The organism is Novipirellula sp. (genome assembly GCF_041583735.1).
Lineage (GTDB): Bacteria > Planctomycetota > Planctomycetia > Pirellulales > Pirellulaceae > Novipirellula.
In genome coordinates this window covers 1-6,612 of sequence record NZ_JBFHFD010000481.1, presented here as the reverse complement: position 1 = coordinate 6,612, position 6,612 = coordinate 1, and the positions used below count along the sequence as shown (strand labels likewise).

Annotated in this window: 6 protein-coding genes; 2 read left to right on the top strand and 4 right to left on the bottom strand. The window is 53.8% G+C overall.

The window, feature by feature from the left end; all coding sequences use genetic code 11:
• Window positions 1-648: tyrosine-type recombinase/integrase (locus tag ABX962_RS26335; RefSeq protein WP_372723820.1), on the top strand; the 648-nt coding region annotated here is incomplete at its 5' end.
• 62 nt (window positions 649-710) lie between these two features.
• Here the strand turns inward: ABX962_RS26335 and ABX962_RS26330 are convergent.
• The 4 genes from ABX962_RS26330 to ABX962_RS26315 form a co-directional block, all read right to left on the bottom strand.
• A complete protein-coding gene (locus ABX962_RS26330; protein ID WP_372723818.1) occupies window positions 711-1,382 on the bottom strand; it encodes a TIGR04283 family arsenosugar biosynthesis glycosyltransferase in 672 nt (223 codons plus the stop codon).
• Window positions 1,379-2,518, bottom strand: a complete 1,140-nt coding sequence (locus tag ABX962_RS26325; protein ID WP_372723816.1) for an LptF/LptG family permease — start codon at window positions 2,516-2,518, stop codon at window positions 1,379-1,381. Before ABX962_RS26325 ends, ABX962_RS26330 begins: the two co-directional genes overlap by 4 nt.
• Before the next feature lie 169 nt (window positions 2,519-2,687).
• The gene (locus ABX962_RS26320; RefSeq protein ID WP_372723814.1) at window positions 2,688-4,295 is read right to left on the bottom strand and encodes an ArnT family glycosyltransferase; all 1,608 of its coding nucleotides are present in this window, start codon (window positions 4,293-4,295) and stop codon (window positions 2,688-2,690) included.
• A gap of 4 nt (window positions 4,296-4,299) precedes the next feature.
• On the bottom strand, window positions 4,300-5,430 hold the full coding sequence (locus ABX962_RS26315; protein WP_372723812.1) for a glycosyltransferase family 2 protein: 1,131 nt from the start codon (window positions 5,428-5,430) through the stop codon (window positions 4,300-4,302).
• Here ABX962_RS26315 and ABX962_RS26310 point away from each other — a divergent pair.
• The coding region (locus tag ABX962_RS26310; protein WP_372723810.1) for a serine/threonine protein kinase at window positions 5,429-6,612 on the top strand (1,184 nt) is incomplete at its 3' end. The genes ABX962_RS26315 and ABX962_RS26310 overlap by 2 nt on opposite strands.

The following is a 6,612-nucleotide window of genomic DNA, read 5'->3' as shown; positions in this document are numbered from 1 at the left end:
GCGATGCGGCAAGGGATCGCGACCAGCAACCCTGCAAAACCGCTTCGCAATCCACGGCGGCAACGCAAATTGCCTCACGTGTTAAGTAATGACGAGGTGGGCCGCTTGCTGCTCGCGCCGCCCGGTGGCGACACTGCGGGACTTCGCGATCGAGCGATGTTGGAAACGATGTACTCGGCCGGTTTGCGTGTCAGCGAATTGGTCGCGCTGCGTGATCGCGATATGGATTTTGATGAACAGATCCTGCGGGTCCGTGGTAAAGGGCGCAAAGAACGCATCAGTCCGCTTGGGTCGTTTGCCATCAAAGCGATCAAGCAATATGAACAGCGCCGTATCCGCGATCCCAAGACCGAACAACTCGGCCGCGATGCTCCGGTTTTCGTCAATCGTTTTGGCAATATTTTGACGACACGCAGCGTTGGGCGAATGCTCGACAAACATATCGCGGTGGTGGGACTCGATTCACGCACGAGTCCTCATACACTGCGGCACAGTTTCGCGACGCATCTACTTGATCGCGGCGCCGATATCCGCAGCGTGCAAGAATTATTGGGTCACAAGAGTTTGGCCACGACCCAAATCTACACCCACGTTAGTGCCGCCAATCTATTGTCGGTCTACGAGAAGGCGCATCCGCGAGCAAGTTAAATATGGGATTGGCTTCCAGTCTGTCGATTCCTGCTTTGACAGGCTGGAAGCCGATCCCGCAATTACCGATACTGCTTGGCCAGCTGTCTCGGCGACGCTCCGAGGCGGTAGCGGCATTGCAGATTCCAATTCCGTAGCGTTTGCCCGACGATGCCGCGTTGTTCCCAACGCCGCGGACTGATCGTGATCGGCCCGGTAAGCAAGACGGGCTTAGCGATCTTTCGCATGATTCGCGAAAAAGCGACGTCTTCCATCAATTCGATTTCTTCGAATCCGTCCACTTCTTTATAGATTTGCCGGCGCACAAAAATCGCTTGATCGCCAAACGCCATCCCGCGAAAACGGACTCGCGCGGCATTGCCTTTTTCGATCAACCGATAGGCAAACCGGGGATGATCGATGTGCTGTTTAAACACGCCCCAAACCACGTTGGGGATTTCGCAGATCTGTTGCAGACACGATTCGCCGAGCAGGTTGTCGGCATGCAGAAACAGCACGACTTCGCGGCTGGCGAATACAGCACCCGCGTTCAGCTGGATGCCGCGACCGGGAATCGAACGTATGATCTTTGTCGCCCCGGTGTCGGAGGCAATCGAGGTGGTTTCGTCCTGGCTTCCGCCGTCACAAACAATGACTTCGGTAGCTCCGGCGCGAGTCGCCGAGCGGATTGCGTTTTCAATCGTAGCGGCTTCGTTCAGTGTCGGAATGACGACCGAAATGTCCGAGGGGTTCATTCGGTCTGCACTTCTCGAAAACGGACATAGGCAATCGGTCCGAGCACCAACAAGGGAACCCATGCCGACATCGCGGGTGACAACAAGTAACCACTACCGCCCATCGCACCTGAGAGCGTTTTGATCCCAAAAAAGAATAGCACCGTGCCGATTGCTACGGCAATCATCAAGAACAAATTGCGGCCACGCCGATTGACGACGATCGGCAACCCCAGCAACACCAGCGCGTAATCCAGAGGCGGACGAACCATCCGTTCGTGCAGCAAGACTTGAACACTTAAACTGCTATGCACCGCGGGGTTTTTGACGCGAGAGGCAATCTCAGAAATCGAGACCAAACGGGATGTTGATTGGTCGGTTTGTAAGAATTCGGAATTGATCGTGGTTGCAATAAAACATTCGTTTGGCTTCAGCCACGGATGGTCATGAGGCGTCAAGATTACGAGCCGATTTTCTGTTCCGACCGAAGCAAGCGAGGCGATGTTTTCAGGACGTTTGATCCCACTAACCAAATAGCCTTTGGCATGATCTTTGGTCGCTTCGCTCCACTGGGCGGATTGGGCCGTGATCAAGTCGCCAAATCCCTCAAAGTCCCCGTCGAGACGAAAACTGGGGTAATTGATCCGTTTGCTGCGGGGCAGCAACGAAGCCCCTTCGATCAGAATTTGATTGGTTAAATCATAACACGGAAGAATCGGTTGCTCGGATTCCTGTTCCATTTCTTTGGCTTTCATCGCCAGAGCGTCACGGTAATGTGGCAACAAGAACTCGCGATTGGCCAATTGAATGCTGATGATTACGAAGGACGCGATCAGCATCGGACGCAGAATCCGGCCATGCGAAATGCCAGCCGAAAGCGTCGCGGTCAATTCGCCCGTCCGGCGAAGCCAGCCCACCGTAAACAACAGCGACATCAACACGATAATCGCGCCGGTCCAATCAAACAGCAACAGCATGTAGGGACCGTAGTATCGCAGCATCACTGCCACTAACCCGCCCTCGGTGCGGCCTTGACGAACCAAGTCATCCAAGCTGGTGAAGGCGTGGAAAACAATGAAAATGCCCGCGATCGAGCAAAAACATACCAACACCGTGCGGACAAATAGAATCAGGATGTATCGATCAATCTTGGTCACGATCTATCCGTCGTTTTCGAAAAAGGGGGGCGGCAACAGGGAAATAGCAACACAGTGGGACGCGAACGAGCGACCGCTTGCGATGGTATCGCGAGGATCAAGTGGATCCCATTACAAGGTCACTATCCAAATTCAAGGCCTGCAAGACAAGACCAGTGCGGGCGTGGGATCAATGTGTCGCGGTTTCCTGTGGCAAGGCTCCAATCCGATCGCTTGCAGATAAGGGATCATAAATCGCAGCAATTGGGTCAATCGAATGTTCCAGGCGTGCGAAGCCGAGTGTCGTGTTTGCCGATTCGTCGCCATAAAGATAACGATACGCGTGACTCTGCCAAAGCAATTGATCGGTAGGTTGGCCGACGATTTCAATCGCAAATTCGCTCAGCTTCTCGTGCGCACTCGGCGTGCAGACATCCGTCGCTACGACGACCTGCTGATTGCCGCGAGCGATGATCTTTAACAGGGATTCGCTATCCACCAAGTGACGTTGGTCCATCGCAATGACCAATGAACTCGGAAATTGAAGTTTCAGATTTCCAGCGCTGTGCATGTGAGGCGTGATGATGATCGCGGGAGCCTCTCCGATTTCGTTCTCGATGGTTTGAGCAAACTGCGGATAGGGAATGTTCAACCAAATGAATTTGTTCCGCTTTTGCGAAAACATCGGTCTGGCCACGATCGCGATCAATACGACCGCCATGAGTGTCACCGCACTGATACAGACGCGGTTCATCGCAACGCGGTCAAGGTAGGCGTATCGACCGACGCGAAGCATCAAATAGGCGGGGAATAAACATGCAAAGGGTTGAATCCAGCGATTTTTGAACTCCAATGCATGTCCCGATAACACAAGCATCATCAACGCGATACCGACAATCAAAAGAAATCGTTCGATCAACAACGTGGTGGGATCCGCGGCAGTCGAATTGGATTTCCATTGCCGATAAATGCTTTTTAACGAGTCGCGAAAGGCAACCAAAAAGATAGCCAGCGTCAATAAACAACACGCTAGCGTGGACGTCACCAGTGCGTAAATGCCGTGCGAAACATTGCTGCCCCACGAGTCGGTTTGTTCGCGGGTCAACGTCGAAATCGTCTTCGCTGACGCCAGTTGGAGATGATCGATAGCCCAATAGGTATGAGGCGCAATCAGCACGGTGGCCACAACCACCGAAAGGATCAAACGACGGTCGAGCAACCAACGTCGATAACTTGGTACCGAAATGGCTGCGGCCATCACCGCAAAGATCACAATCGCAAAGTTGTATTTGCTCATCAAACCAAAACCGCACGTCAAACCGATCGCAACGTACCACTTCCAGTGCGGTTGGTGACGCAGCGAAACCACGCAGTAAACCAACAAACTAACGGCAAATGTGACCGCCACGGTGTGTGAGAGATCGCGATGGCTTTCCCAAGCAATTTGCGGGATGGTCATCATGGCAAACGAAGCAACCAACGCCATCGCAGCGTTACCCGTCGCCTTTTGTACGGTGCCGAAAACACATAAATACGTTAACGCCAACAACACATTTTTGAGCAGGGCGAGCGGCATCACACCATAACCAAAGAGATGGAACAATGCGGTTTGCATCCATGTGTACAGTGGCGGTTGGCTGTTGTAGCCAAGCGAGAACCACTGAGACAAAAACGCTTGTTCGGATTCGTCAAAGTCAAGCGAACCTGAGATGCAAACGCGAATGACCACGTGCAAACCAAAATAGGCGAGCAAGACGGTTGCGAACCGATAGCGTTTTTCGAGGATCCAATCAAGCATTGGCTTAGCCAGCTCGTCTTTCAGGTGTGATCACGGATGGCGTTTGGGGTAGCGGCAACAAGTAGTCACGGGGTGCAGCAATCGATCCGATCGCTTCACCGCAAGGTGCCGCGACGACACCGAAGGTGTCATTGGCAGCGTGCGTCGAGTGATGATGACGCGTGAAGTAGCCAGGTTGGCTGGAGGATTGATGGTAGATCCGCGACAACATTTCCGCCATCACGCCAAAGCAAATCAGTTGCAACGATGAGAGCGTGGCAATCGCGCCGATCAACAACATCGGTCGTGTTCCGATATCTTGGCCAAAGGCAAACTTGGCAACCCCGAGGCTGCCCAGCATCGCCATTCCGATCGCACCGACAAACAAGCCGACGCTGCCAAAAAAGTGCCCCGGACGGGCTCGGTATTTCATAAAGAACAATACCGACAACAGATCCAGCACCACACGAACGGTACGAGAGATGCCATATTTCGAGCTGCCAAATTGGCGAGCACTGTGACGGACTTCGATTTCCGAAATCCGCGACGGATGGGTTACTGCGGCTACCCACGCGGGGATGAACCGATGCATCTCGCCCATTAATTTGACTTGTTTGATCACCTCTGCCCGATAGATCTTTAGACTGCATCCGTAGTCACGGATCTGCACTCCGGTCACCTTGGCGATCAAGCGATTGGCGATCCACGAAGGAACGAGTCTGAGGAACAAACCGTCTTGGCGTTTTTTGCGGCGGCCAACCAAGAGATCCAATTGGTTGGCTTCCAAATGGGCGACCATTTTCGGAATGTCGGCGGGGTCGTTCTGCAGATCTCCATCCAACGTCGCGATCAATCGTCCTTGGGCGGCGTCGATCCCCGCTTGCATCGCCGCGGTTTGCCCAAAATTGCGATACAGCGAGACGATATGAATGGGCAGTCCCGACGCATCGGCGGCCGCAGTGGCATTCGGATAGGTTTGATCCACACTGCCATCGTCGACCAAAATGATCTCGAACCGAGACGGTTCCTCGGCGAACGTTTGTTTCAACGCCGCGATCAACGGACCCACCGATTCCTCTTCGTTATACAGCGGAATCACGATGGATAGATGGATTGCATCCGATTGGGTGCCATCCTGGGGCGATGCATTCATCATGAGTTTTTTTTGTCGTCGTTCTTGCTGCATGGCAGCGGCAAATTCATTTTGGATCCAGGACGATCCCCCGCGAATTCCGTTCGCTGGGTTTGTCGTTCTTTCGGGGTATACTCAAGAGATGAATGTGCCGTCTAGAGATAAATCGAATTCTCCGATCGCTCCGACGATTGCCGGGGAAGATGTGTTGCTTGATAGCGTGATGGCAGATTACGTCGAGCGACAGGAAAAAGGGCTGTCACCCGACCCCAACCAATATCTGATCGCCTACCCCCAGTTTGCGGGCGAATTGAAAAGCTTTTTTCGAAATCACCATTGGCTGGCGGGAGATCCGAGCCCTGGCGTCGTGCCGCCCACGTTGGTGGGAACTCGTATCGGGCCCTACAAAATTGAGTGCGAAATTGCTCGCGGAGGCATGGGAGTGGTGTACCGGGCCAACCAAGATAACCTCGGGCGACCGGTCGCTTTGAAGCTGATCAGCAGTGGGGTTTTGGCCGGTGAAGAAGAACGGCGGCGGTTTCGCATCGAAGCCGAAGCGGCTGCGGGATTGCATCACCCCGGCATCATTGCGATTCACGATATTGGTTCGTGGGGCGGTTATGAATACTTTTCGATGACGTTGGTCGAAGGACCAACGCTTCAGCAAAAGGTCAACGACCGAAGTTTGGATGATTCCGGTGCGGCAGAGATGGTTCGTGATGTCGCTCGGGCGGTTGCCTACGCCCATCGCGCCGGCATCGTGCATCGAGATCTGAAGCCCGAGAATATTCTGATTTCGAGTGATGGTCGCCCGTTGGTTGCCGATTTTGGTTTAGCCAAATGGCATCGTGACGGGGCCCTCGTCACTCGGACCGGTCAAGTTTTGGGAACGCCTCATTATATGAGCCCCGAACAAGCGTCCGGAGGACGTGACGTCAACGAAGCCGCGGACATCTATTCGCTGGGGGCCATTTTATACGCGTTATTAACCGGGCATCCGCCTCACCAAGGTGAATCGGCGGCCGACATTCTTCGCTCGGTGCTGCACGACGACCCGATCTCGCCTCGGCTGATTCGCCATACGATCCCCACCGATTTGGAGGCGATCTGTTTGAAAGCAATGCACTACGAAGCCCATTGTCGCTATTCGTCGGCCGAGGCGTTTGCCGATGATTTGGATCGCTATTTGGCGGGCGAGGAGGTTGC